This is a genomic window from Calditrichota bacterium, from assembly GCA_014359355.1.
Taxonomy (GTDB): Bacteria; Zhuqueibacterota; Zhuqueibacteria; order JANLFK01; family Oleimicrobiaceae; genus Oleimicrobium.
The window spans coordinates 1-25,405 of the sequence record JACIZP010000388.1; the positions used below are offsets into that span (position 1 = coordinate 1).

General features: G+C 61.7%; 19 protein-coding genes. All 19 read right to left on the reverse strand.

What is annotated here, in order from left to right; all coding sequences use genetic code 11:
- Positions 1–194: 194 nt before the first annotated feature.
- Entirely contained in the window at positions 195–1,217 is a 1,023-nt protein-coding gene (locus tag H5U38_16065; protein ID MBC7188540.1) for a UPF0164 family protein, read from the reverse strand.
- Between the two features lie 31 nt (positions 1,218–1,248).
- Positions 1,249–6,078: a hypothetical protein gene (locus tag H5U38_16070; GenBank protein ID MBC7188541.1), complete on the reverse strand. Its 4,830-nt coding sequence runs from the start codon at positions 6,076–6,078 to the stop codon at positions 1,249–1,251.
- A 116-nt stretch (positions 6,079–6,194) separates the two neighbouring features.
- Positions 6,195–7,133, reverse strand: a complete 939-nt coding sequence (locus H5U38_16075) for a decaprenyl-phosphate phosphoribosyltransferase (GenBank protein MBC7188542.1) — start codon at positions 7,131–7,133, stop codon at positions 6,195–6,197.
- Complete coding sequence (locus tag H5U38_16080) at positions 7,106–8,404, reverse strand: glycosyltransferase family 39 protein (protein ID MBC7188543.1); 1,299 nt, start codon at positions 8,402–8,404, stop codon at positions 7,106–7,108. The genes H5U38_16075 and H5U38_16080 overlap by 28 nt, the downstream gene beginning before the upstream one ends.
- Entirely contained in the window at positions 8,388–9,395 is a 1,008-nt protein-coding gene (locus H5U38_16085) for a hypothetical protein (GenBank protein MBC7188544.1), read from the reverse strand. Before H5U38_16085 ends, H5U38_16080 begins: the two co-directional genes overlap by 17 nt.
- 24 nt (positions 9,396–9,419) lie before the next feature.
- Positions 9,420–10,685, reverse strand: a complete 1,266-nt coding sequence (locus H5U38_16090; GenBank protein MBC7188545.1) for a glycosyltransferase family 4 protein — start codon at positions 10,683–10,685, stop codon at positions 9,420–9,422.
- Positions 10,666–11,982 (reverse strand): nucleotide sugar dehydrogenase, encoded by a 1,317-nt coding sequence (locus H5U38_16095; protein MBC7188546.1) that lies wholly within the window; start codon positions 11,980–11,982, stop codon positions 10,666–10,668. Before H5U38_16095 ends, H5U38_16090 begins: the two co-directional genes overlap by 20 nt.
- A gap of 40 nt (positions 11,983–12,022) precedes the next feature.
- A complete protein-coding gene (locus H5U38_16100) occupies positions 12,023–13,357 on the reverse strand; it encodes a phenylacetate--CoA ligase family protein (protein MBC7188547.1) in 1,335 nt (444 codons plus the stop codon).
- Positions 13,358–13,372: 15 nt separating this feature from the next.
- On the reverse strand, positions 13,373–14,485 hold the full coding sequence (locus tag H5U38_16105) for a glycosyltransferase family 4 protein (protein ID MBC7188548.1): 1,113 nt from the start codon (positions 14,483–14,485) through the stop codon (positions 13,373–13,375).
- Positions 14,482–15,693, reverse strand: coding sequence for a glycosyltransferase family 39 protein (locus tag H5U38_16110; protein ID MBC7188549.1), 1,212 nt, complete (start codon positions 15,691–15,693; stop codon positions 14,482–14,484). The genes H5U38_16105 and H5U38_16110 overlap by 4 nt, the downstream gene beginning before the upstream one ends.
- Positions 15,690–16,889 carry a glycosyltransferase family 4 protein gene (locus tag H5U38_16115; protein ID MBC7188550.1) on the reverse strand — a complete coding sequence of 400 codons (1,200 nt, stop codon included), beginning with the start codon at positions 16,887–16,889 and terminating at the stop codon, positions 15,690–15,692. The genes H5U38_16110 and H5U38_16115 overlap by 4 nt, the downstream gene beginning before the upstream one ends.
- A complete protein-coding gene (locus H5U38_16120; GenBank protein ID MBC7188551.1) occupies positions 16,871–17,920 on the reverse strand; it encodes a glycosyltransferase family 2 protein in 1,050 nt (349 codons plus the stop codon). Before H5U38_16120 ends, H5U38_16115 begins: the two co-directional genes overlap by 19 nt.
- A gap of 14 nt (positions 17,921–17,934) precedes the next feature.
- Positions 17,935–19,359: a flippase gene (locus H5U38_16125; GenBank protein ID MBC7188552.1), complete on the reverse strand. Its 1,425-nt coding sequence runs from the start codon at positions 19,357–19,359 to the stop codon at positions 17,935–17,937.
- A gap of 4 nt (positions 19,360–19,363) precedes the next feature.
- Positions 19,364–20,896 (reverse strand): O-antigen ligase family protein, encoded by a 1,533-nt coding sequence (locus tag H5U38_16130; protein ID MBC7188553.1) that lies wholly within the window; start codon positions 20,894–20,896, stop codon positions 19,364–19,366.
- Between the two features lie 31 nt (positions 20,897–20,927).
- Positions 20,928–21,731, reverse strand: coding sequence for a CpsD/CapB family tyrosine-protein kinase (locus tag H5U38_16135; GenBank protein MBC7188554.1), 804 nt, complete (start codon positions 21,729–21,731; stop codon positions 20,928–20,930).
- Positions 21,732–21,752: 21 nt separating this feature from the next.
- The gene (locus tag H5U38_16140) at positions 21,753–22,694 is read right to left on the reverse strand and encodes an AAA family ATPase (protein ID MBC7188555.1); all 942 of its coding nucleotides are present in this window, start codon (positions 22,692–22,694) and stop codon (positions 21,753–21,755) included.
- A 57-nt stretch (positions 22,695–22,751) separates the two neighbouring features.
- Complete coding sequence (locus H5U38_16145) at positions 22,752–23,048, reverse strand: helix-turn-helix transcriptional regulator (GenBank protein MBC7188556.1); 297 nt, start codon at positions 23,046–23,048, stop codon at positions 22,752–22,754.
- A gap of 101 nt (positions 23,049–23,149) precedes the next feature.
- A complete protein-coding gene (locus tag H5U38_16150; GenBank protein MBC7188557.1) occupies positions 23,150–24,577 on the reverse strand; it encodes a hypothetical protein in 1,428 nt (475 codons plus the stop codon).
- Positions 24,578–24,615: 38 nt separating this feature from the next.
- Positions 24,616–25,389, reverse strand: a complete 774-nt coding sequence (locus H5U38_16155) for a polysaccharide biosynthesis/export family protein (GenBank protein ID MBC7188558.1) — start codon at positions 25,387–25,389, stop codon at positions 24,616–24,618.
- Between the last annotated feature and the right edge of the window lie 16 nt (positions 25,390–25,405).

Sequence of the window (25,405 nt, forward strand, 5' to 3'; positions counted from 1 at the left end):
CAGATGCTTCCAACCAGAGCGACACCCCCTTACCTCACGAAAAAGGCCGGTGCCACTTATTCGGCACCGGCCTCGACGAACTCAGGCAGCCGCAACGGCCTCTTCCACCTTGGGACCTTTGCGGTCCCTTCCTACGCGATCCACACCCGCCGTGCAGCCGCCTGAGACGTTTACCCCAAACAAACCCACAGACACTAAAGCCGCATGGCTGCAGACACCCGGTGTGTTCCACGCAGTTGATAGCTCACAAAGGCATAGTCGATGTGCACCCAACCCAGCCGCAGGCCGGCTCCCACCGCCAAGTCGCCATCATGAGATCCCACGCGGAGCGCCACCACATTCGCCACCGCCAATTCGCCGCCCACATACACCCCTTCTGCCCCAAAGTACTCCTTGTCCAGAGCAAGGCCCGCCTGTGATTTGAGGAAGCGCAGACTCTGCGTGAACGCCACCCCACAGCGTACCACCGGCTGCGTGCGATCGATGGTTCTGGCCGGGCTGTTCCACTTGAGGGAGGTACGCGAAAGGTCGCGCACACCTACCCCGAGACCCACACTGCGCACCGGTTGACCAGCAGACTCCGCCTCGGTGGTCAAACGCAGCAAGACCCCAGCATCCAAACCCTGTCCATGGCCAGAGAAAGCATCAAGGTGCTGCTCGAGGTACTTGTAGGTGGCTCCCACGCAAAGCTCGGCGGGAATCCACACCCGCGAAAGGCCCACGCCAAGGCTCAGCTCAAATTCCAGCTTGCGGGCAAATGACAGCATGATGGCATTCTCCGAATCGCCAAAATACCCTTCGGGCTGACCGGTGGAACGCAACGCCGGATTGGTGAACCGGTCCCAGCGTGTCTCGGCCAGTTCGCCGTAGCGGGGAATATCCTCCACGCCCAGCCGGATCCAGCTCAACCCAACTGCCATCCCCGGCATCAGCCGTAGCGCGACGCTGGCCACGTTGTATTGCGCAATGCCGCCGAACATGGGGGTATGCTCGAACGTCAGCTCGGCGCGGCGCACATAGGCCAGGCCCGCCGGATTCCAGTAGAAGGCAGTCCCATCATTGGCCAGGGCCACAAAGGCGCCCCCCATGGCCGCAGGCCGTGCGCCAACTCCGATGCGAAGAAATTCGGCCGCATAGGTCCCGGCAAGCAGAAGCTGCGGGGCAAAGACCGTCCACGCCACCATGAGCACTGTCCCCCACCACATTTTTGCACGCATAGTCATTTCTCCCATTCACCGCAGGAAAGTGCTATCGCAACCGGGCGATCTTCTCGATCGTCTCGATCTTGTTCTGCCCACGCCTGGCCACCAGCTTCAGGTAGTAGACACCATTTGCTACCTGCTCGCCCTCTTCATCTGTGCCGTCCCATACGACCTCGGTGTAGCCAATCACGGACTCGACCTCGCGCGTCAGGTCACGCACCAACCGGCCCGAGGTGCTGTAGATGCGCAGCTGCACCTCGTCGGCCTCTGCGGTCAGCGTAAAGGCGATGACCGTCTGCTGAGCAAAAGGGTTGGGGTGATTGGCAATGCTACGCAGGGCAAAGCTCTCGCTCACCGTAAACGTTGCTTCGGCCACACCCTTGTTGCCGTGCACATCGTAGGCGGTCACCTGCAACTGATGCTGCCCGGAGCGGAGATTTGGGCTGAGGCCCACCACCAACATGTTGGGCGAGTCGGGTGCCGAGGTGCACGAGAACTCGGCAGCAGCAAGTTCGCGCCCATCGAGCACCACGCGCACCGGACGCAGGTCGTTGTCCACCGGGCTCTGATCCTCCACAATAGCCACAATGTTCGGCTTGGCAGGCACAAAGTCACCCTGGGCAAACGTCTGGCCCTGGAACGTGAGGCGAATCGTGGGCGCTTGGCTATCCACATTCACAAACAGACCGTAGACGGAGAACAAAGTTGCAGCACTGGCAAAGGCCTTGGCGGCTGGCACATCAATCTGACTGTTCAACGCGATCCACTGCCCCACAGCCTTGTCCCACGCGTAGAGCTTGAGCCGTCCGAGCGCGGCCGCGTGGGCAGCTAACGTGTCGCTGGGATCGAAGAACATCTCCACCGTGTACGGCGGAGAGAAGCTGAGGGTGCTGTCGTCGCTCGCTAAGGCATAGAGGTAGTTGGATTGGCCATCCTTCAATCTCACTGCCACAAGGTCTTTCGCCTTGCCGGCCCCCGTAAAGTGCTGCAGCGCCATGCCACTGACTGCTATGGCGGTGTGACGGGGAACGGCCTCTGCTGGGATGGCAAGCGAAAAGTTGCCGTCCGCCGCAATGGGCTGAGCCCCGGTTCCTGTCCCCCGCAGCACGATCCAACGGGTGCGCTGTCCGCTGTTGTTGTCGCGGTTCTGCTCATTGATCTGTTTGGCAGAATCGGCAACAACGCGGAAGGTACGCAGACCCTCCGCCGGGTTGGCGCAGAGAAACGTCACCGTGGTGTCCCGCCCAGATGCTATGTTAGGCAGACGTTGCTCCGGGGCCATGGGCACCTCTTGCCCAGAGGTGATATCGAACAGGTGGAGGGCAAACGGGCCGCTGTCTACCTCCCCGGCGTTGGCAACCCTGACGTTCACCTCCAACGCGCTGGTCCCAGAAACCCTCATGCCCTCAGCCGTCACGACTATGTCGGCTGACTTGATAACGTCGTAGCTGAAGACCTCGCTGACCAGAGTACTGGGTTCCCCTGCGCTGTACTCGGCCACGATGCGGTAGTACACACGTGCCCCTCCTTCCACCTGAAGCGGGGCAACGGTTCTGTACAGCCCTCCTCCTCCTCTGGGCTCCATGGCCAAACGCGTCCATGTGGCGCTGTTGCGCGACCACTCGCAGTAGACCGCGCTCACGCCGGCGGGCGCCAAGGCAGGAGAAACCACCACCCGTGCCGAAATGTAGACCGAATCCATGTGCGCAGGGCGCGCAGGCTCGGTGTAGACCTGGACAAAGTGAGGCTCGTTGAGCCTAAACCGCACCGCGCCGATGCCGTCGCTCTGCTCATTCCAGAAATAGGCGCGCACCACCCCAACTCCCCTGCTCCCTTGCCAATGCTGCGCAAACTGCGTCGTGACCTGCGCCAGGTCGGCGTGGAAACTCCCGTTGCTGACAGGCACTATCGTGTCGGCCACCACCGAGTCGGCATCGTTGACCACTTCCAACAAAACCATGCCATTGCCACTGCCCGCGACAGTGCCACTCACGGAGAGGACCTCACCGACGCTCAGACTCGCGTTGGTCAAAAAGAGCTCCACACTCGTCGGCGGCAAGGCAATTTGCAGTGCCGGGTCGCCCATGAGGTTAAAGCTCTTTGCCTCGTCCGGATAGCGGAAGCCCCCGGCCAACATACTCAGCTTGCCTTCGGTCGTTACCTGCCCCACACGCCGCCTGCCATTGGCAAAGAGCGACTTGAACAGGCCAATGTTCAGGAGCTGGTCACCATACAAGCGCGCCCGTCCTGCCGAGCCAAAGTGGGCCACGATCCCCCGGCCTGGGGCGCGGAGCAACTCCTCTCCTAGCGAAGCCTTGGTCGGACTGTAGATGTAGACGATGAAACATGTCAGGCTAAAGTGCACCGGGAAATTCATGGTGTTGTTGAGAAGGTTCACATCATCGATTTGAAAGAGTTCCTCATCGGAAAAGACGCCACCGCCGCCGTGGCCGATAAAGTTCATGATTACGGTGCCCTCCTCGAACAGGCGCACCAGGTCCTCGGTGCTGCCCATGTGCGGCGAGCGTGTATCGGTGGACAGGCGACGCACGCGGATCTCCGGCGGCGTGCAGTTGCGCTGTAGGTAGTCGGCGTTCATCTCGAACTCATTGCGGCTGGCGGTACCAGTGCCGGTAATGAGCCCGAGCTGCCGCCGCCATTGCCCGATGAGCGGGTAGCGTTCATACTGAATGACCTTGGCCACGACAGCGCCCGCTTCCTGAGCGCTCGCCACAGGCAGACGACCGATGTAGAGATCCGGCAGCACATCCGTGCCGCTCACGCACGCAAAGTAGTTGTCGCTGGAAAGGATGCCCCAGGTGGTCGTGTACTCCAGCATGGTCGGCACGTACGTCTTCGTCTTCCAGCTACGCGCCACCTCCTTGTCAAAGCCATAGGTACAATCCCCGACCAGCAGAACGTAACTCAGGCGCGGCGGTGTCCAGTGCTCGTAGGCGTACTGCAAGAACCGCTTTATCGCCCTGGGGTCCATGCTCCCGTCGCCAAACTCGTCGTACACGTCCGCCACATCTACCACCATGGTGCGGAGACCCTTGGCGCGGCGATGTTCGGCCAAGCGCTCCACCTCTGCCATGAAATCGGCATGGGTGATAATCACATAGTCAGCGCTGTTACCGGGATCCCGCAGTTGCGACGGAGTGTCCTTGATGATGGCCGCTGGCGATTGCCAGGCGTCAGCCGGCAGCACATAGTAGGTCGTGCTCAGCGGTGCTGTGTCCTGAAAGGTCACGCGATAGAGGTTCCCCTCCCTCTCCCAGGCAAGGTTGGTGAACCTTCGGCCCACGGCGTCGATGATGAACACATCGTTGCGAGTAAGGCCAGCGATGCTGTACTCCACCACCTTCCTCTCGCTGCCCGGGGCGCGTTGGATCTGCAACCTGTTGTCCACAGCCTCAAGGAGGGCGTCGTATTCCACCTCGATCCAGTCAAGGAGCACCAGGTCAAGATCGCCTGCTCCTGTGTCGCCGGGCAACTCGATGCTGAGCGCATTTTCCCCGTCCCTGAGGGCAGAGGCAGGCACCGAGGCATTGTCCACCGTGTATGCTGCCTGCCCGTCCCACTTCGCGTCGCCAACGACTTCGTCGTTCAACTTCACCACCACGTGGTGGTCAGGGTTGGCGTACGAAGGGTAGGTGAGCCCTCTCAGCCGCACCTTCACCCGCGCCGGCTGGCCAGTCGTGGCGGGCCCGTCCAGGCGCAGCGGAATAACCAGCGGGCTGCCGGGTTGGGCTTGCACCCAGAACCAGTGGTCGGCAGTTTCCTCAGATACCAACAGCAGACGCTCAAATACCCGGTCTTCTTCGAAGTGTCTGGTTAACCGCGTGCTTGTCGGCCGCAATGGACTCGTGTCATACAATCCGCCGTCCACTTCCACCATTTGGGCACCGGGTACCTCGCCTATGGTCAGCCAGTAGACATTGGCCGGCGTGTAAGGGGAATGGTAGGTGTAATCGCCACGGTTGAATACACCGCGAAAACGGATGGCGTCCTGCGGGTCGAAGACTCCGTCGCGGCTGCCGGTCACCCACACGGGCACGTCGCGTCCCTTGTTGGTGAGGCTGATTAGGCGCGGGTCGACCCCTCTGAGCACGGCGCCTGCGCGCTCCAAGTCACGGCCGGTGACCTGGTAGAAGCCGTCATTCTCCACAATGATTTTGAACACCTGCCCTGTGCGCGATGATGAGGCAGTCCTGGAGAGCGCCAGCGGCACCTGTTGCCCTTTCCGCCACTGCCTGGCCTGCGCATAGTTGGCCAACGTGGTCCGGAAAAAGTCCTCAAAGATCGACTGCTGGGTCGCCACCTGCTGCGTGGTAGTCGTCGCCCCTGGCTGACTGAAGAGAACGGCCACGCGGATGGCGCGCGCCACCTGCGCGCGGTGCGTTGCCTGGTTGACCCGCACCGGGAAGAACACCACCTGAGCTATGCGCTGTTCGCGCACAAAGCCCACTTGGCCCAGGGTGGCAAACTCGGCGGGATACCACGCGTCTGCCCCTCCGACGCCAACACTCTCCCCCTGCCATTCCTCCGGCGCCTTCTGGACATTGGGGATGGCCTGCTCGACAAAGTCCACCGCCTGTACGCACAGGGTCACGTCGCCCTCATCAGGGATTCCGACCACCGCGCCAGTCATGGGCACCATGGGCATACCTGGCTCGGCCGTGTTCGGGTAGCCGTCGATGACCAGCGATACGAGCCCGGCCTCCCCCTCAGCGGGAACGATGCGCAGCGAATCAACCCGCAACTCCATCGTCACGCCGCTCGAAGTTGCACTGACCAGCTCCACTCCCGCGCGCGCAGGGAGCACCGCCACGCTCCACAGCGCTATCGTCACTCCCATCTTCGTCCACCGCGTCATCACGCTCCATCTCCCTTCCGCTCGGCAATCAGCATCGACGTCAGTGTTGTCTCCGCGGTTTCAGGCTCGCCTTTCGGCGGGCACCATTGAACCAACTTCTCTGTCCAGATCCAGATTCAGAGCCAGTAGATTATCGCTGCAACCATGAACGCCCACGTTATGATGGCGGCAAGCAACGGCACGTCCGCAAAGAGGAGCACTTCCGGGTTGCCGCCCCCGTTTTCGTGGTGCACTAAGTACAGATAGCGAAAGATACCAAAGACAACCAGGGGGACGCTGTAGACGAGGTTAGGCGTCCCGAACTCAGCTAAAGTGCGCGGCGACAGCGTGTACAGCGTGTAGCTCATCACCGCTGAGGTAGCAGCCAAAATGATGAACTGGTCAAGAAGAACAGGGCTGTAGGAAATAAGAGCCCGACGATGTTCGGCCGCAACGCTACCCAAGGCGGTGAGCTCGTGGCGGCGTTTGCAAAGCGCCACGAACAGAGCCAAGAAGGTGGTACACACGACCAGCCACTGCGATATTGCCACATTGACCACTACGGCACCCGCTGCTGCGCGCAGCACAAAGCCGATGGCGATGATCAGCACGTCAAGAGGGGCCACTCGCTTCAGCCACAGAGAGTAGACAACCATCAGGACGTAGTAGCCCAAGGCAATGCCCGCGAATCGACCACCCAAGCCCAGAGCGCCGACGACACCGCCAACTGCCAAGAGTCCCGCGATGAAGAGAGCGAAGACAGGCGAGAGCGTGCCGCTGGCTACCGGACGCATGCGCTTGAGAGGGTGCTGCCGATCCTGTTCGGCGTCGATCACATCGTTTACCAGATATACCGAACTGGAAAGAAGGCAGAACACGGCAAACGCCAAACAGGCCCTCATCACCAACGGGGCGGAGCCGAGGTTCAGCGAGAACATGACGCCGGCAAAGAGCAACAGGTTCTTTGTCCACTGCCTGGGCCTGATTGCTACCAACAACGCGCCAAGGGTTTTTCTGCTCAACAACCGCGCACGCGGCTGGCTCCCGGCTACTTTGGATGACCGTTGGCGTGCCATCTCTCCTCCACAGATTCGACCTTCTCTGCTCGACCTCTCTTGCCACCCGCTCCCCGCCACCGTTCCGCAAGCCACACCACCGCAAAACCAGCAAATGGCATGAGGAACACATCCAGCGGCAGTCGCAGCCGTACAATGGCAATGTAGAGTGCGTGCGCCACATCAAAGCCGATGAACAGGCATAGGAACGCCAAGTTCTCCCTGGAGCTCTTTTTCCACGAGGCAATCAACCCAACTATTGCCAAGACGAGCAATGGACCGAAGGTCACGATACTCGCCAGTTTCGACAGCCTCTCGTTTTGCTTGAAGCCCGACGATGGTACCGGGTAGAAGCGCCAGAACGCCACCGCCTTGCTGGCCGCCAAACGGAGAAAGCGGACGGGCTGCTCGCGAATAAAGGCCAAGCCCGTCGCATAGTAGATGCGGTCCCGCTCCACCTCGGAAGCGGCCTGCTCTAACCTCTGGGCCAGATCAGGGGGTAGGGCTACTTCGTTCCCTGTATTTGCCGTGGCCGCCGGGTTGTTGCCAAGCCAGAAGTTGCGCCCTCCATTGGTAGTCAAAGTGACCGCCCCAAGGCGCACATAGTTTCTGGCGGCCCATGGTGCAACAGTCGCAATGGCCACAAGCAGAAAGAGTGCAGCCATCCACGCCGGCACGCGCCGGCGAACGCCCGGCACCCAAAGATACCAGGCCACAAAGAAGGGCACCGCTGCCAGTAGATTCGGCCTGATCAGCAGCACCGCCCCCAGCAGCACCCCAACCCCCAGGAAACGCAGCGCTTTCGGCTCATCGCAGGCGATGATGAAACGGTACACAGCATAGGCCAGAACGAACACGCAAAGAGCTTCGGAGTACAGCACTCCTGCCACATAGACGTAGTAGGGATAAAGGGCACAGATGCCGGCTGCGAGGCGCGCGACTCGCCGATCAAACAGCCGCAGGGCCAGTAGGTAGACCACGCCCACCAACGCCGTAGTCAACACCGACTGAACTATGCGCACCGCCACCAAGCTTCGGCCAAAGGCCAGGTAGACGAGCGCCAAAAAGACTGGATAGCCAATCGGCCGATACGCGGTGGCTTGTCCCTGCTCATCGACAAAGCCGTTGCCGGCTGCCAACGAGCGGGCCAGATGGTCATAGGCGCTCTCGTCTATAGGCCAGTAGTACCTGTTCTCCAGCGTCGCCACGAACGCCAGGCGAGCCGCTAAGGCTATCCCACAGATGGCCAAGAGCACGCGGTCTGCCAACAATTGTCTAACGGTTCGGGGCATACCGGAACACACCTCCACCATAGGTTCCTGCATAGATGGCAGACGCAGTTGCCACGACCGCCCGCACATTGCTGTGGGTCAGTCCGTCGCTCACAGGTCTCCATGTTTGCGCACCGTCGTTACTCTGCATGACGCCGCGATCGGTGGCCACGTACAGCCGCAGGCGATTCCCCTTGTCGATGGCCACTTGTCGCACCCGACGCCAGTCAAGGCCTTCGCTCATTAGCCTCCACGTCTCGCCCCCGTCCTCGCTCTTGTGAAGATCGACTACACCAGTCGCAACGTACATCACCCCAGGATCTACAGGGTCGAAAACAATGTCCCAGGGGGCATCGTAGGAGCCCTCGGTGCGGTGCAGCCCGCTGTTCTTGGCCTGCCAGGTGAGTCCCCCGTCTTCAGACTTGAGCACGCCGTGGTACTCAACACCGACGTAGAGCACCCGAGCCAGCTGGGCGTGCACGCCGACACTCCGCACGTTGCCATAGGGGAAACATGGTGACCAGGTGCGCCCGCCGTCGATGCTGAAGAACATCGCATCCGTCGTCGCTGCGTAGATGCGCGTGGTGTCGTGCATGTCAAATGCCACGGCGTTGATACGCGGATTGCGGATGCCGTTGCTTCTGGCGGCCCACGTCTGCCCGCCGTCCTCACTCAAAAACACCCCTTTGCCCCAGGTACCACACAGCACAACACCCGCACGGTGCGGCGACACGGCCACGGCCGAAATGTCGCTGCTGCTGATTCCCTGGCCGCATGGTTCCCAGCGCCTTCCGCCGTTGCTGCTGCGGAACAGCCCACCGAAGGTACCCGCGTAGAGTGTATTGTCATCATGCGGGTCGACGGCCAGGCATTGGACGTAGAGACTGCCCAGGCCCAGGTTGCAGGGGGACCACACCTGGGCTTGGGGCGAAACTGGGTCGTTGGTGCACGCTGTCAAGAGCAGCCCCAATATGACCACTGCAAGGATCCATCTTGCCACTGCACCCGTCATCTTCCTCACCTCACTCCAGCTCGCTCACGCCCCGCTGCATTCGGCGCCCAGCTTCGACAGATGGCCGATCGACATCTGGGCGCTGGTTTCGGTGCGCCTGGCAGAAAGCCGCTCGTATGCTGTCAGCAGGTTCACACTGGTGTGTTCCCAGGAGAGCTGCTCCACCACCCGACGCCGTCCGATCCTGCCCATCCGTGCGCGCAGGGTTTCGTCCAAGAGCAGGCGCTTGATTTGCAGAGCAAGGTCTCTTTCCTCATTGGGGCGGGCGTACACGGCCGCCTGCGCGGCAGAGCGCCGGTGTTCCTTCAAGTCGAAAGCCACTATCGGCTTTCCCAGTGCCATGTATTCGAGAATCTTGTTCATGGTCGAGCGGTCCGCCCACTCCGTCTTTGGATCCGGATCCACACAGAGATCGGCGGTGGAAAGGTAACGGCACAAATCGTCATCCGCCACCCTCCCCGTGAATCTCACCGTGCCATCAAGACCCAAGGACTCCGCATAGGCACGGAGCGCAGGCAGCGCCGGCCCGCCGCCGATGAGCACCACGAGGACGTCGGACATTCCCAGGTCGTCCCGCAGCACCTTGGCCGCACGCAGCAAGTAGTCGACGCCATCCTGCGGGCACATCTCACCCAGATAGGCGACCAGATACTTTCTCCCCTCCTTGAGCGCCGGTTCTGCAGGCAATCGCCGCAGGCGCGCGAAATCCGGGCCGCTCCGCACGATGAAGATGCGCTCCTCCTCAACGCCGCCGCGCAGCAGGGCAATCTCCTTGTGCGATTCGTTCGTAGCCAACACCAGGTCAGCAGTTCTAAAAGTCATCTTTTCCAAAAACAACAAGGCACGATAGAACAGGCCCCGCCTATTGGGGAACTTGGCCAGGTACATCTCCGGCGAAAGGTCGTGGTGGTCAAAGACGAACTTCTTGCCGGCCAGCTTGTACAGAGCCGCCAGCGCAAAGTAGGTGTCCGGCGGATTGCAGGCCTGGATGATGTCGAACCCCTCGCGAGCCGCCACTATCAGCGAGAGCAGCGCGGTGACCAACCAGCAATAGACGAACTCGAACGCGTAGCCCATCACGCCATGCGCATCGACAGGAACCCGATAGCGGTATAAAGCCACCCCCTGCAGCACGGTGTAGGTGGGCTCTCCTCGCTCGCGAGGGGAAATCACGCTGACCTTGTACCCGTGTTTGGTGAGCGTGGTCGCCTCAAGCCACACCCTCCGATCGAAAGGCACGGGCAGGTTCTGCACAATGATCAGCACGCGCCTACCAGCAGATGCCTTCATAGCTGCAGTCCTTTAGCTCACCGTTCACCACCAGGCCAACCAGGTCGATCACCGTCTGAGAGGCGTCCGCCGCACGGAGGGCGCGCCGATGCTCTTCAGATTCGTTGCCGATCACGATAACCTCCGACTCGGCGATCACCTCTTCAGGGCTTGCCCGCAACAGGCGGGCAATGTGCGGAATCTCGCGCTCGATATACTCCTTGTTCGAGCCCACTAGATTTGCCAAGGAGACGTTTCGGTCGAAGATCGCCACCTCGTACCCTTTGCCAATCAGGTACTCGATGGTGGTCACCAAAGGGCTCTCGCGCAGGTCATCGGTGCCGGCCTTGAAGCTCATGCCCAGAAAGCCGATGCGACGTTTGCCGGTGCGGCGGATCTCCTCGATGGCGTGCTCGATGTGCCGGCGGTTGCTCTCCATGGCGGCCACCAGCAAAGGCACCTCCACGTCCAGCTCCTTGGCGCGATAGGTGATCGCACGCAGGTCTTTGGGCAAACAAGAGCCACCGAAGGCAAAACCAGGACGAAGGTAGTAGGGTGAGATGTTCAGCTTTGTGTCTTGGACAAAGATCGCCATCACCTGGCGGCTGTCCAAGCCGAGGCGTTTGCACAGGCGTCCGATCTCGTTGGCAAAGGCAACCTTGACCGCGTGGAAAGCATTGTCCGCATACTTGACCATGGACGCCGTCTCAATGTCCACGCGGAAGAGGGGTGCCGGCAGGTCTTGGTACAGAGCCACGAGCGGCTCGCCACTGCGCTCATCATACTCGCCGATCACCGTCTTGGGCGGATGGCGGAAATCGTCTACCGCCGTCCCTTCGCGCAAGAACTCCGGATTGACGCAGAAGCCAAAATCCCTGCCCGGCTCCTTGCCCGAGGCCGCGACCAGTGCTGGCAATGCCACCCGCCGGGCAATCCCAGGCAAGACCGTGCTGCGAATGGCCACCACGTGATAGCCCTCTTTGTGGCGAAGGGCTCCCCCTATCTCGGTACAGACGCGGCCAATGTGCTTGAAATCGAGGCTGCCATTGCCGTTGCTGGGCGTCCCCACGCACACAAAGGAGACATCCGAGTTCGCCACCGCCTCCGTAGCGTCCTGGGTCGCACGCAGCCTCCCTGCGGCTACCGCCTTGGCGATAATGGCGTCGATGTCCTTCTCGATGATTGGAGAGCGCCCGGCATTGACCAAGTCGACCTTCAGTGGATTCTTGTCGACGCCGATGACCGTGTGTCCATCCTCAGCAAGGCAGCCGGCGGAGACACATCCCACATAGCCCAAGCCGAACACGCTGATGCGCATAGCCACACCTCCTCCCGTCCTCATCCCGTTGCGAGCGCCTTCAACTACGCACCTTTGACACCACAGCGCGGAACTTGCCCGTCTTGCTGCGCGGGATGCGGTCAACAACCTTGATGGTCACCTGCATCCGCGAGCCAACCCGCTCCTGCAGCTTGCGACGCACGTACTCCGCATCGCTGTTATCGAAGCCGCTATCAGGCACGATGCGAACCTCTACCCTGTCCACAACCTCCTGCACCATCTGCGCTTCAACGATGTGCCGCGCCCCTTTGAACACGTGGTCGAGGCGACCAATCAGGGCTCCGCTGGGGGTGACCAGGTAGTTGTCGCGCCGACCGACAATCGCTTTCACCGTCGGGTAAGCGCGCCCGCAAGGGCACTTTTCCCGGGAAAGCTCCACCGTGTCCCCCAGGCGGTACCGGAGCAGCGGCATGGCGAAATTGTGCAGCCCAGTACCCACGATCTCGTAGACGTTGCGTTGGCCCACCCCTGGGACCGGCAAGAACTCGACAATTCCATATTCGGGCAGCACGTGGTAGCTGCCGTGCTCGCAGGTGTGGATGGCCGCCACTCGCTCTGCTTGCCCGTAATAGTCAAACACCCTGCAGGCAAACACTTCTTCGATGAGTTCTCGCTGACGAGGTTCGAGCGTTTCCGAGGTCGTGAACACTGCCTTCAGCGGTATGGTCAGCCCCTGTTCCGCCATGAAGCGGGCAAGCGCATAGACTGATGACGGGTATCCTTCCAGACCCACCGGTTTGAACCTGCGCAACGCTGCCACGTAGGCCTCGGCATTCCTCCTGGACAAGTGGTAGGACGACATCACCAGCTTCCTTTCCGAGGGACTGTAGCGCCAGAAAGGTGGCTTGTTGCGATCTGCCGGCACCCTCTTTTCGCCCTTCAATGTGGCCAACCGGTCGTTGTGCCGCAGCCCTCCCCACAGCCACTGCCTCTGCAGCGTGGCGTACTCGTAGACCACATTGTCCAGATCCCGATACACCGTCAACGGCTTGCCGGTGGTACCGCTCGTGTGCGCCTTGCGCAGCAACCACCGCTTTTTCGTGCGCGAAACAAAGAGCTCGCCCTGAGCCCGCAGAGTGTCCTTTTCCAAAAGAGGGAGCTTGCGCAGGTCATCCACCGAGCGCACATCTCCCGGGCAAAGCCCTATCTCGCGGAACAGCTCGGCATAGTACGGCACGTGCTCGTAGCAATACTCCACCAGTTCCCGGAGAGCCTGGTCTTGGAGCTCCCGGAGGCGTTCTTCGTCGTACCACTGGCTCTCCATGATTTGTCGCCAGTACTGGCCAAACAGGCCGGAATAGCGCTTAGTCAACACGTAAATGCCGCCTTTGACGATGGTCACCACGTCGAACATTGCGTCACTCCCGTCTCAGCTCACCACTGAAGCACCGTCCACACGAGCAATTCCTGGCCTCACCGGAACGCTCCTGCGTTCGCCCAGCAGGTTCAAGTAGTGAGGCCGCACGCGCTCCCAGGTAAACGAGGCAGCCAGTTCGCGCGCCTGGTGGCGGCACCGCCGACACAGGTCCTCATGGGCCAAGGCGTAGAGCACGGTCTTGGCCAACGACTCTGCGCTGCCGGGTTCGAAGAAAAGCCCATGCGTGCCATGCACCATGAGGTGCGGCAATTCCCCCACCGGGGTAGCGATTACCATGGTGCCGGCGCGCATGGCTTCGAGCACCGAGGTGGGCAGATTGTCCACCCGCGCCGCGCTGATGTACAAATCGGCTGCCGCCAACAGCTGGGCCATGCCTTCCTTCGTCACGTGGCCGACAAAGGTGACGTTCAAGCCACGCCGCGTTGCATACTCCTGCAGCGCACTCTGCTGGCTTCCAGTACCGGCGATGACGAGCTTTGCCCCGGGGCAAGCGGCTTGCACTGCGGAGAACGCCTCCAGGATGATGCCTACATCGTAGAGCGGCTCCAGGTAGCGATTGCTGAGCAGCGTCGGCCCGCGGCCGTTCGGATCGTTCGCACGCACGGGCTCGCCCTCAATGATCGGAGGAACCACGGCAGTCTCGATGCCGTAGTTGCGAAAGACCTGCTGCAGCCACCGAGAGGTCACCGCGACGATGTCGGCGCGTCGCAACAGCGGCCGCACCCACTGGTGATGGAGGCGCAGGAACCGAGGTGCAGCCCCACCGTGATAAAGCACACTCACCGGCTTCTTGTGCCGCTGGGCTAAGAGCAGCGCCGCCGCCACCGGCATGAAGCCCCACCACGAGCAGCCAGCCACGAGCACCCGGTCGACTTCCCGCACGCGAGCCTCGCACGCCCGGATCAGGGTCAACACCTGCCGCATGCCCTTCCACATCTTGCCGCAAACGCCTTCGCTGGGCGCTTCATAGTGGGCATTCACCGGCACCACCGTCACCCCCTCTTGTTCCAGGCGTCGGGCAAGAGTGTCGCTCTGCAGCGCCAGGCCTCCCACACGCGGAGGGAAGAGGCTCACGAAGAGGACCTTATGAGGCTTCTTGCTCATGGCCTTACCCCTCGACCTGAGCGCTTCCTTGCGCACCATTCCCACAACCTTTCCCCACCGGCGCCAGCGTAGACTGCCAGTACCGGCAGCAGCGGCACGTGGAAGCGTTGGTTGGCGAAGAAGACACAGCTGACCAAGGTGAAGTAGACAATTGTAGCCAACAGAATCCACGTCCGCCGACGCGGCAGGCTTGTCGCCAGACCCACGAGTACCAGCGGCACAAGGAGCACGGACGGGACTCGGTCAGTGGCGTGCGGATAGGGCAACCAGAAGATGCAGAGCTTCCGTGCTGCCAGTCCCAGCGTGCGGCCGGGGTGGGCCACCATGAACTGCAGAGCCGCCCGGTAGTATTGCCGGTCCACCTCCACTTCGGTGTTCCCTGAAGGCGACCAGTAGTCGCCCGGTTTGAGCCAGTCTCCTGTGGCGTGCTCGTTGTTGCCTATCCAAAGATTCACCCCACCGTTTGTGGACACGGGCACAAAGCTGCCCTGCACGTTGAGGTTGCGTATCGACCAGGGCAAAATGGTAACCAGGGCAACCGCAAGGCAGAGCAGCGTTTTCTTGAAGGTGGCCAAGACCGGCAGACGGCAACTCCATCGCCACCAGAAGGCCAAGGCCGCGGGTAGGAGCAGCACATTGGGCCGCATCAGCGCCCCCAGGCCGACCAGCACTCCTGCCCAGACAACCGCCTGCCCGGCGCCCCTCGTGTCGTCCCGGACAAGAATCAACAGCACAGCTATCAGCAGAGCGGTGAAAAGGGTCTCGGCCATCAGCTGCGCGCTGAAATGAACGAGCACCGGCAGCAGCGCCACCGTCCATCCGGCCACGACCGCCGCGCGCGACGAAAAGAGGTGCCGCGCCAACAGCATGACCAGAAGAGCAGTCACGGCTCCGATCAAGGCTTGGGCCAGCTCCACCGCCACTCGGTGTGGTCCAAAGACCCAGTAGATGGCGGCGACGAAGGCAGGGTAGGCTGGTGGTCGATAGGAGCTGCCGGGCATGAATTGCCCGCCTGACACCCATTCGCGCGCTATGCGCTCGTAGGCGGCTTGGTCGCCGACGTCCAGGGCGTAAGAGCCATTGCACAAGAGCACGTAGGCGATCCTCACCAGCAGCGCCACGAGAAACACCACTGACCCGCGCTGCAGCAGGCGCCACGGCTCTTGGCCAGTCAGTCGGCCAACCATGTCAGGAACTCTCGCTTTCATGATTCCACAAGCATTCGATAGAGCGTGCGATAGGCTTCCGCGACGTGGCGGATGTCATGGTGGCGTTCCACATACGCCCGCGCTTGTGCACCAAAGGCCGCGCGGAGCTCTTTTGCCTCGGCCAGTTCAACTAAGGCCCCGGCAAAGCCTGCCGCTTCATCATCGTCCACCAGATACCCCCGCCTGCCAGGGAGGAGCAATTCGTCCGTGACCCCGGGCAAGGTGCGGGCTACGCACGCGAGGCGACATGCCATTGCCTCCAAGAGAGCATTGGGCTGCCCCTCGGCGCGGCTGGGCAGCACGAAGACATCCGCGCAGCGCAGGTACTCCTCCACGTTCTCTTTGACGCCCAAGAAATTCACCACGGAATCCAGCTGATGACGGGCCACTATCTCAGAGAGCTCTTTGCCAAAAGGACAGTTGGCGAGGCTCTCGGGGGACACGCCCAGCACCAGCAGCTGCACCGGGCGCAACCCTTTGCTGCGCGCCAAGGCAATGGCACGAATTGCCACATCCAAGCCCTTGCGGCGCTCCAGCCCCCCGACGAAAACAACAAGAAACGCTTTCCTGTCCAATCCGAGGCTCTGCCGGAGGGTCCTCTTTTCGAGCTCGGTGGCGGGCCGGAAACGCCCGAGGTCGACGCCGTTGGGGATGGACCACAAACGGTGGGCCGGAATGCCGCCTACCAATGAGGAGACAATAGCGGCCTGCGACGGCCCCACCACCGCGTCGGCCATCCGGGCGATCCACGCAGCCACTGCGCCTGATTTGCGCTTTTGCAGGGACGAGGCGTCGTCGAGTCCCACCAGGGTGACCTTCTGCACGACCTTCTGCCCGGCCATGCGCGCAGCCAGTGTTACCTCAGGCATGAAGCCGTGCATGTGCACCACGTCGGCCCACCGATAACGCCGTGTCAGCTCCGCGACCAGTGCCGCCGCGGTGCGCATTCTGGACGCCAGTTGCCCGTTGGCGTCGGGCACGCGCGTTACCCTTACGCCATCTACTATCGTCTGGCCAAGCAGCCGCTTCTGTCTGGTGCGTGCCACCACCTCAACCTCAACACCCTTCTGCTTGAGGTGCCTCACGAGCAGCTGACATTGGCGCGCGCCACCGCCGTACTCCGGACTGTAGATCCAGTTGGTCATCAGCACCCGGAGAGAATCCCGTTTTGGCTGTCTTATGATTGGACTCGACATAGCGACCTCATCGGCACATAGCTCACGACGCGCAGTATTCCGTGCCCCTCGCGCGCTGCGCTTGCTGCAAGGCTTGCACTGTCCGCCCGCAGGCACTCAGCAAAGACCCGCCGGTACCGTGCCTTGTACACTTGCCGACGAACCAGGTCGGCCCCGCGGTAGCAGCGACTGACCACAAGGCGCGCAAGCCGCAACCAGACAGACTCAGTGAGCCCGTTGAAGACAGCTCCGTGCAGCAAATGTCGCACGGTTGCCTTGGTTGAACTGTACGGCGTCTGCAGCCCGTAGTGCGTGGTAATGAACTCGCGTGCCTCTGGCACATGCGTGTACCAGCGGGCAAGGGACTCGCCATACCGGGACGCCTTGCGCAGGTAGCTCTCCTCATCAGCCAGCGGATGGTAGTGAATGGCTACTGCTTGAGGCAGAAAGAAGAGACGCGCCCCCCGCTGCCGCAATCTGAACGCGAGCTCGGTATCCTCCGCGGCGGAACGCATGCCGACGTCAAACCCACCGGCAAGCATCAGGAACTCCCGCTTCGCCGAGAAATTGCTCCCTCGCGCGTAGTGCCACGGGATCTCCACTGGAGCTTCGCAACTGAAGGGAAGCCTGGTTTCATGTTGCCGCATCTGTCCTGAGTGGGCCAACTCCGCCGCCATCTCCACTGTGCCCAGACCAAGATGGGTGAGGCATGGATGTTCCCTATGAAACTGCAGGTGCGCCTCCACCAGGCCGGGTGCCGGAATGACGTCGCCGTCGACGAACACGACGACCTGCCCTCGCGCATGGGCTAGCCCGGCGTTGCGCGCGGCAGCTGCACCCTTGTTCTCCTGGCGAATGTACCGCAGGGCCAGTTCACCCTTACGCAGGAGGCCAGAGACGAGCTCTTCGGTTTCGTCTTGGGAACCGTCATCCACCACCAGCACCTCCCTGCCAGGGGCCATCTCTCCGGCAAGGGCTGCCAGCACCCGCCGGAGAACGTGGGCCTGGTTGAAAGTCGGAATCACCACCGATATTTCCAGCTCTTCTGCCATAACATTCCTCGCTCTCAAATGGTGCGCAACTGCTGCAGCAGCTTGCGGTCCCCGCGCGTAATTGCCCCGGTCAGGACTAACGACAACACATAGACGGCACCGCCGACGATGATCTGTACAGCAAGAAAGGCGTTATGGCACAACGCCACCACCACCACCATGGCCAGCGCCGCGACAAAAGGCTTGAGTGCCGAACGTCCGAGCGGCAGCCAAAACAGTCTGCGGTCGACAAAAAAGAGCTCGGTTACCGCAAACGCCACCGTCGCCAGCAGCGTTGCCAATGCCGCACCCAGTGCCCCGGCCCGGGGGATCAGCCACAGATTGAGCACCAACACGGCAACAAAGGCCACCGCATTGGCCACCATGTCGAGCTTCTGTTGATTGCGGGCAATGAGCGCATAGGCTACTATCTGCGTCATGCCAAAGCTCAATAGGCTCCAGATGAGCACTTGCAAGTTCGGTGCTGCTAACAACATCCCCCTGCCATAGAGAAGCAGGATGATCTTGTCGGCCAGCACCGTACCACCTGCCGCCAGCGCGAGACTGAAGAACATAACCAGTTTCAAGGACTTGAGGCAGACATCACGAAACATCTGCTCCGAAAGGCGCGACATGCGGGCCATCACTGGAAACGTAGCTAGGGCAAAGGCCGAAGAGACGAGCAGGAGCACGTCGACAACCTTGTAGGCGGCGCTGAACAGCCCGGCCTGCTCCACGCCACTGATTTTGGGCAACAGCATCACAGGCACAGACCAGAACAGGCTATTGAACAGTGTGGTGCCAAAGAACACCGGTGTCGCTCGGACCATCACCTTCACCAGACCCCAATCTGGCCGCAGGGTGCCGAGGTGTACGCGCCTGAAAGTCATAATCGCGAGTGCCACAGCACCGGTGACCCGGCTTACGACGACCAACAGGACAAGCGTCAAGATTCCGGCCCCATGTCCGATGAGCACGACGCCCCCGACCACCTTCGTGACGTTCTCCACAGCTCGCCCAAAGGCCGGATAATGCATCTCCTGCAGCCCACAGAGCACGGCCCGCAGCCAGTAAAAGACACTCATCGGGAGCAGGGAGAGCGTCATCAAGTAGCAGGCCTGTGTCACCTGTGCCTCGTAGCCCATGACCCGAGTGAACCCAGCCATGCCCACCATGGCGACCAGTGTGCCTACTGCTCCCAACAGCAGTCCAACCACCAGGAGCTCGCCGCTCCTTTTTTCATCTCTCGAGACCTCCCTGATCACCCAGCTTCCCAATCCGAGGGTGGCCAGCATAGAAAAGACCGAGCAGAGAGAGATCGCCGTGGCCATAATCCCCAATCCCCTCGCTCCGTGGGCCCGAGTTACCAGCACCCAAAAGAGCGCTGAGCCCAGGCGGTTGAGCAGTTCGGCCACCGACCGAGCCGCAGTATTCTGAGCAATCCGGCGTACCGTGTTCATGTTCTCACTCTTGTGTCAAAGCCAGAAGCTGGCGCGTGATATTCATGGCCATTGGCTCAGCCACCTCTTCGGCGACCGGCTCGACCACAGCCTCTGCTGCAGCCAATCTCGCCACTGCCAGCCCCAAAGCGGCTACGACCCACATCGTGTTCATCAAGGCAAGCGACTGCTTGTAAGCATAGTCGCTCGTGGCCATGACCAACATGGCAGCGAACCCCGCGAAGAGGCCAACGGCCGTGGCTGCGCAGAAAGCACCTCGAGCCCGCAGACCAGGCCGCATGAGCCGCAGCACGCCCACCATCAACCACAGAAAGAGGACCAGCCCCGGCAAACCCAGCTCTCCTGCATACAGCAAGTAGAGGTTGTGCACAGGCGCCACTCTCGTGAACGGGTCGCTCGGATCGAAGTAGGTGTCCAGAACCTCCTTGTAGTTGTTCATGCCCACGCCGAGGAGCGGATGGTCTCGAATCACCCGCAAGGACACCTTGGCAGTGGTCAGTCGCGACATGGTGGCGCCAAAGTCCGGGGAGACCATCCGACGATAGACCATCGGGCCGAAAGCAACGCCCAGTATCACCACCACTGCGACTAAGCCGAGAATCCCCCTGCGCCGCGGCACTGCTCTGCGACGCCGTTGAGCGACCAAGGCGACGACCAGGGCAAATGCCAATCCTATCCACGCACTGCGCGAGAGCGTCAGGATCATGCCCAACAAGCCCAAGCCTGTGGTGACCATGTAGAAGACTCGTTTCCTCTCACCGCGCAGCACAAGGAAGATGCCGGTCGGGAGAAGCAACACGAAGTAGCGACCCAAGGTGTTCGCGTGCCCCACCGTGCCGCCCGGCCTCTTCACCAGCGAGGTTTCCGCCTCTGGGCGGAACAGCTCGGCTCGGGTCTCCTGGCCGAAGAATCCCAAGCTCAAACCCATGGTGTTCTGCAGGAGCACCACCACCCCCTGGAGGGCTGCACCGACCAGCAGGAGCTTCACCACGAATTCCACTTCGTCGCGGTCGCGTACTGTGTTGACCAGGTAAAGGAACAGCACCAGCACCTTGCTCATCTGCCACACGTCGAACAGGGTGAGCAGTGGCTTGGGCGCCCACAGAGCAGAGAGCGCCGCCAGGCTGAGGAGTGCCAGGTAAGGCACCGTGACCTTCGGCACCCAGTGGATCCGCTCCTGCCACAGGCCGCTGGCCACTTCGATGAGCCATACCGCCACAAGGACCAGCAGACAGAGGTCCGGGAAGGCAATCACCAAGCCACGCGTGCCTGCCGCTTCTGGGCTGTAGAAGAGGTGCACGTCCGCGTTCAATGGTATGGTGAAGAGCATCAAGGCCAACAGGAACCGCCGAAGGTCACCACTGAGGGCGCCCACGAACGGGAGTCCGAGCCCTAAGATGGCAAACACGGCCCACTTGGCTTCGAGTCCAAGCGCCAGCAGGGCAGCCGTCCCAGCAGCAGTTCCGGCGAGCAACGCCCAGATGACGCTGCTGCGCCCCGGACGTACCGGCAGCTGATATGTCGTCGAATAGGCCATCGCCTCTCCAGTCTCCTCGCTGCCCTGTCTATTACAGCCCCTGGGGCAGCACTTCGCGTCGGCGGTTGAGGACGATGCCCAACACGCGGACCTTTGCCGCCACCAGCCGGTCGATGACCTCCCGCGCCACATCGGTGCGCGTCTTGCCGGCCCACACCACCAGCACCACGCCGTCCAGCCACTGGCCAATGCGCACCGCTTCGACGTTCGTTGCCGCCGAGGGCAGGTCCACTATCACCCGATTGAAGCGGTCACGAAACTCATCGATGAGGCGATGCATGCGGGCAGAGGTCACCAGCTCCGCCGCACTGGGGTGTGTCCTGCCGGCGGTGATCACCTTGAGCCTCCCCTCATTGACCAGACGCACCGCCTTCGGCCAGACGATGCTCCCACTGAGAACCTCGACCAATCCAGGAACCGGCGAGATGCCCAACAGGCGCGCGACCCCGGGCATGGCCACGTTGCTGTCGACGAGGAGAATGCCCTTGCTGAGCACATCGGTCTTGCCGACAGAACCTGGATGAGCGTTGGTGCCGTTGCCGTTTCCATTTCCGTTGGTGATATACCCACCCGCCATGGAAAGGGCAAGGAGCGACGCCACCGTGGAGGCCCCGGCACCCGGGGTACAGCCGCTGATGCCGATGGTTTGCACCCGGTTGAGCCCACTGAGCAGCTCGATATTCTCGCGCAGAGCGCGGACCTCGGCTGCTAAGCCAGGCGGCACATCCAGCTCCACCTTCGCTGCAGGGACGCTCTGCACTGCCTGCCGGTACTCCGCTGCTTCCACCCTCTCCGAGGCTTGTGCCTCCTCCAGGATATCTCTGATCACACTCATGGCAACTCCCTCTCTCATTTGCTATGCGATGCGGTCAACCAAGCCCAACGAGTTGACCCCGCCAAGAGCGCCGATGTCCACCGCTTGGAAGCGGCATCCTGTGCCATTGCGCCGCATCTCCATGCTTTGCAGCGTCGCCGCCTGTGATTCAGGAGCGGCCAACAGCCCCTCCCGCGCAAGGCGACGGATCATACTGGCGTCAACGTACGTCCGGTCCATGACAAAGGCGTGCAGCAAGGCGTTGTCGCAGATGCAATTGATGATGCGTGGCACGCCTCCGGACAACCGGTAGATCTCGGCCAGGGCATCGGGCGCGAAGAGTCGCTGTGGTGCCTTGGCCCCGGCGACCTTCAGGCGATGCATGACGTACTCTGCCACCTGCTCGCGCCCCAAGGGACGCAATCGGAATCGTACTGCTACCCTCTGACGGAACTGCCGCAGCTCGGGAAGACGGAGCGTGTCCTCCAGCGGCGGCTGGCCCACCAAAAGGATTTGCACCAGCTTCGTGTTGGAGGTCTCCAAGTTCGTCAGGAGGCGAATCTCCTCCAGCGACTTTGGGCTCAAGTTCTGCGCCTCGTCCACGATGAGCAGCGCGTTGCGCTTGCGCTCAAAGTTGCGGATGAGGAACTGGTACAGGTCCAGGAGCATCTCCGCTCGGTTCTCAGACCTCACTTGCACGCCAAAGTCGCGGCACACATAGCGAAGCAGGTCTTCGGCCTCCAGCGTGGTGTTGAAGACCCACGCGCTCACGGCCTCCTCGCCCAAATGCCGGATGAGGGTGTGCAGGAGCGTCGTCTTGCCAGTCCCAGCCTCGCCTATCAGCACAATAAGGCCCTTGCGCATCTTGACGCCGTACATCATGCGCGTTAGCCCTTCTTGGTGATCCGGACTGGGGAAGAGATACCGCGGGTCCGGGTTCACGTCGAAGGGGATTTCTTTTAGCCCAAAGTGCTCAGTGTACATTGCTCTGTCCTGTGTTGCAAGCGGCCTCCGGCAGCTGCCGTGCCTGTGGCGACCGCCTCATTCCTCATCATCCCCAGGGAAGAGCTCCGAGACGGGCACTTCGAAGATACTGGCTGCCCGGCGCTTAAACTCCTCCGTGGGCTCCACGCGGTTGTTTTCCACCATCGACAGATAGGGGGCGCTGCACCCCAGCATGTAGGCCAGCTCATACTGCTTGAGTCCGGCTTCCCAACGTCTCACTTTCAGCAGGTTTTTGGCGCGGACAATGGGCCGCTTTGGACGTGGCAGCGGACGCCCGTCAAGGCCAGCGTCTCCCATCCCAACCTCAACCCGCACTTCTCGTTTCTCGTCCATGGCTCCACATCCTTCATGAAGACTCACGCGACATGCCCTGCGTGCCACGCCTCATGGTCGCCCGCCCGAGAGGAGGACCGAGGCCTGGCACTCTTGCCTATTCATCTCCTTTGTCCGGCACCCAGAGGGACCGGAAGACCAGTTTCGGCGATGGAGGCCAGCACTGGAAAGCCCAAGGCCCGGCGCACGTCCTCTGCGCTTTCGATGGAGTTGTCCAACGACTCCACGAAGAAAGCGGAGCCCAAGGCCACCAGCCCGCCGAGCAGCACCCCTACCAGCAGGTAGAGCGGACGGTTAGGCCGCACTGGTGCCTGCGGTGGCACTGCCGCGCTCACCACCTTCACCTGCACCAATTGGTCCTGGCGGGAGAGGGCCAGACGGGCTTCTTCCCGCTGCTTGAGCAGCACCGAATAGAGCTCCTGGGTCTCTTTGATGCCCCGCGAAATGCGGGTCAGCTCGTAGGCATTGCTGGCAAATCGTTTGAGCTGGCCTTGCACTTCGGCGATTCTTGCCTCGAGTGAGGCCTCCTCCGCCCGGAGCGCCCGCAGATTGGCCTCTTCCTCAGCGATGATCTCACGCAGTTCCTGCCGGAGCTTTTCCTGCACCAGGGCGACCTGCTTCTCGGCGGCGATCACCTGCGGGTGGCTGGCCGTGTAGCGCTGGCGGAGACGATTCCTTTCCAACTCCTGGGCCAGCAGTTCCGTTTTCAGACGCGACAGGTACTCTTCGCGACTGGGGCTGTCGCTCGTCTCAGTGCTGGGGATGACCACCGGGCCGTTGCCGCTCAGCCCCTCGCGGTACACCCGCAGCTTCGCCTCCTTGCCAATGCGCCTGGTGCGCACTTCGGTGAGCGCCTGGTCGTAGTCGGCCAGTTTCTTGTAGAGGATTTCCGCCTCCCCTTCTGGCACCACTACCCCTTCCTGCCGCTTGAATTCGGCCTCGCGCCGTTCCAGCTCATCGAGCTTGGCTGCAGCCATCTTGATCTGCTCATCGAAGAATGCGTAGGTGCGCACGTCCTTAGCCAGCTCCGCGCGGTGGCGCGAATACTGCTCGACGATGCAGTTGGCAATGGCAGCGGCCCGCTTGGGGTCATGGTCGCTGTAGGTGACCTGCAGCAGGTTGGTCTCTTTGGTCTGCTCCACCTTGAGCCCCTTCTGCACCATGGCCACCATCTGCTCAAAGCGGGCGCTGTCGGCTCCGCTGCCACCGGCCTTGGCCATGCCGAGTGCTCTCACCACCCGCTCGGCGATGGGCCGGCTCTTGAGGATCTGCATCTCGGCGGCAATCTGGTCATAATTGGTCCGCCGCAGCCACCAGTTGAGCTCAATGATGAGCGTCTTCTCGGCGTCCTTCTCCCAATCCACCAGGATGGTGGCACCCGCTCGATAGAGCGGCCGCATGGTGAGCGTGCCCACGGCCACGGTGGCCACGGTGGACAGGAAGATGAGGGTAATCATCCTCTTCCGCTTGAACAGGACCCTCAGCACCCGGCGCATGGACGCTGAGCGATCGCATGCATAGCTTTCCATGGTTTACTCCCTTGTCAAGTCTCTCTTCGCCAGGTAGCTCACTTCCACGCCCGCGACCAGAATACCGAGCGCGCGTAGAGGTCCAGCGGCGGAATCACCGTGTCATAGACCTGGGTCATGAAGGTGCGAATGTTGCCGATGAAGGTCTTGGGCACGTAGACGATATCATAAGCCCTGACCTCGACGTCCGGACTGGTATCCTTGCGGGCGAGGGCCTGCGTCAGATCCGAGCGAATGGCGGACACGCGCTTTTCGTCCAGCACCCTGATCAGCATCACGCTGCTCAGATTTGCCTCGCTGGTGGGCCCGCCCGCGGTGGCGATGGCACGGAGCAAAGTCATGTTGCGCTGCACCACGTAGCTGCCCGGATTCCGCACTTCGCCCAACACGTAGACCGTGTTACCCCCGAACTGCTTGACGGTCACCGTGACCTCAGGCTGGAGCAGAATTTCCGCGTATTTTTCGCTAATCAGACGCGCCAGCTCCATCGGGGTCATGTCGGTAACCTTAATGTCGCCGATGCGCTGCAGGGTGATGCATCCGTCAGGCCGGACGGTGACCTCGACGTTGAACTCCTCGTTGTTGAAAAACCTAATGTCGAGGACGTCGCCGTAGCCGAGGCGGTATTGCCTCTCTTCTTCGGCCACAGCGGGGGCTTGCTGCTGCGCCACATACACGTCGCCGCCTGCCGCTCGTGACGCCGCAGGCGACTCGGCGCCTGCCCGTGGCCTCACGGCGCAGCCCGACAGGGCGACCAAGCTGGCCAGTGCCCCGACGCACCATGCACCGCGCCTCAATGAGAACTGCTTCATGATCCACCTCCACAAT